The 2,509-nt window shown below is 66.6% G+C and carries 1 protein-coding gene and 1 pseudogene; one reads left to right on the plus strand and one right to left on the minus strand.

The window, feature by feature from the left end; translation table 11 throughout:
* Nucleotides 1–228: 228 nt before the first annotated feature.
* Nucleotides 229–1,536 (minus strand): PP2C family protein-serine/threonine phosphatase, encoded by a 1,308-nt coding sequence (locus tag AA75_RS26695; protein WP_149038392.1) that lies wholly within the window; start codon nt 1,534–1,536, stop codon nt 229–231.
* Between the two features lie 734 nt (nt 1,537–2,270).
* On the opposite strand from AA75_RS26695, the pseudogene AA75_RS54085 reads away from it, so the two are divergent.
* Nucleotides 2,271–2,509: pseudogene (locus AA75_RS54085) on the plus strand (DDE-type integrase/transposase/recombinase); the annotation flags it as partial.

Here is a 2,509-nt window from a genome sequence, read left to right on the forward strand (position 1 = left end):
GAAACGCAGCCCTCAAGCCCGGAAAGACAACAGCCACTTATCCCCGGGCGATGCCAAGCTGGTCGATATGCCGGAAGGTGGACGGGTCGAACTCCAGACGGTAGCCGCTGTCGTCGGGGGAGTTCATGGCGGCGATCTTCCCACCTGAGAGGGATGGTGGTGCAAGGCCGACTGGTGTGCGTCGCCTGTGGCGGTCTCCTCCGGCCGTGCATTTTTCTGCTGGAGCGATCAAGTTGGCATCGGCCCGAGGCCGTCGGCGGATACGGACCGCATACCAGGAAAGTCCTCCTGCTTAACGCGTTGGGCCACAAGGATCGCGGCATCGTCGTCCAGGTCCTGCGGGCTGTACGACAGCAGGTCGACACGCAGTGCCCGAGCCAGTTCGCGAGGCCCGAGGTCTGTCCAGTTGCCCAGGCGGTCGGCAAGGGGATAGAAGTCGCCTCCGTCGCCTCGGCACTCGGTGACTCCGTCGGTGTAGAGGACGAGTGTGTCACCGGTTTCGAACGGGATCGTGTCCACGACGTATTCGTTGGCGGAGAGCCCGCCGAGGCCGAAGGGCAGTGAGGTGGAGAGTGTCTCGACCGGCTCGGAGGCGCCCTCGTGAATGATGAAGGGCTCCGGGTGGCCGCAGTTGACGATGCGCAGGACCGGCTCATCCAGAGGCGCCTCCACCAGCATTCCCGTGACGAACACTTCATCCGGGTTGCCCTTCTGGCTCTGCTGGACGTGCTGTACCAGTGCTGTCTCGAGCCGCTGGGCGAGGTGGGACAGGCTGGGTGCCTCGTACGCCGATGCCAGGAACTCGGCGAGCATCCTCGCGGCCGAGTCGATCCCGGTCAGGCCCTTGCCACGTACATCGCCCATGAGGATCCGGGCGCCGTGGCCGGTGTTGACCGCGATGTAGACGTCACCGCCGATGAGGCTCTGTGACTTCGTCGTTCCCAGGTACCAGCCGCTGATCCCCAGTCGGCCGACCTGCGTCGACGATTCGTTGGCCAGACTCGTCCTCGTGAGAGCGCGTTTGAACGAGCGGTCCCGTTCCCGGCGCGCCCACAGTGCCGCTAGCGACACGGCCAGCAAGGCGGTGATTGTCACGGGCCCCTGGCTGTCCGACCAGCTTCCGTCGGCGCAGGTCACAGCTGTTCCTGTCACCAGAGTGAGGGCCGATACGACCAGCGTCACCCTCACACTGCACAGAACAGCCGCTACGACGGGCGCCGCTGCCGTCAGAACGGCGAGGTGCACGGGCGCCGACAAGGCAAGCGTGACCGCGCACACCACAGCCAGGACACCGATCGGTGCCAGCCAGGCCTGCTCGGTGGCGGCCAGCCGGCCCAGGGAACGTGGAAGGTCGGGGATACGGTCCCACGCTGTCTTCCTCCGGTGTTGGCCCGACCCGGATGAGCCGCGGTTCGACCGTTGCGAGCGACGAGGCTTGCGCGGACCACGGTGCAGGCCGTGCGTTTGGCCCGGCCGCCCGATGGCCTCGACCGGAACGGACTTTGGGCCGTCCAGCTGTGGGGAAGAGATCTGCACGTCGTGGTTCCTCGGTCGTCGGGTGTCTCCTCACCGCCCGGCCTGCGCGAAGCCTTCCAACAAGGTCACGTCGTACCTGCCGGACAGGGGAATTTCTTCTACTGGTTGTTGTCGCCGGAGGGCGTCGGTGACGCGGTCACGCACCACTCGGGGGTGGCGAGAGCGACGGCGCACGACGTATTCCGGCCACTCCGCCGGGGCGGTGGACCGTACAACAGGATTCATAACGCAGGCTGCCCAGCGGGTCGGGGACAGCCGTGGCCACGGAGTACCCGGCGCACGCTCTCTGCAGGAGGGAGCGAGGGCGATGGGGCCGGCGCAACGCCGGGATGTCGAGTCCGCATATCGGAGGGTCCCTGTCGGATGAGTGGTGCGAGACGGAAGTATGATCCGGAACGAGCGTTGACCCGCGTGGGGAACCCCGATCGATCCGCTTCTATTTGCTCCTGGGCCGCACCGCACCGCACCCCCCAGACGGACATGAGAGCAGATGAGGGGAGACCACCCCATCAGGTCCCACAGGTTGGTTGTGGATCTTCTGATGCCAGGTGTTCAGCACCCTGCCGATCGAGAAAAGCACGGGTGATTGATCACGGCCGGAGGCTGCCCCCGTCGCTGCCACTACCAACGCCGCCTGCACACGATCGAGGGGCGGTCCCAGGAAGACCGCCCCTGACAGGTCATCCGCCCGCTACACTCCCCGCCCCCAGTCCGTTGCCGACGAGGGCCGGCTCTGTCCGGCCTGCTGGCCGGACCTGGCCACCCGCGAGGTGGTCGGCTACGCGATGGCCGACCACCACCGCGCCGACCTGGTCATCGACGCACTGCACATGGCCCACGGACGTGCCCGCCCGGAACCGGGCCGCATCGCACACAGCGACCGTGGTGGCGAACACACCTCCAGTCAATTCCGCACCCATACAAGCAACTTGGGGATGAGAGCGAGCACCGGGCGTAGCGGCTCGTGCTACGA

The sequence above is a fragment of the Kitasatospora sp. MBT63 genome (assembly GCF_000710465.2).
GTDB lineage: Bacteria > Actinomycetota > Actinomycetes > Streptomycetales > Streptomycetaceae > Kitasatospora.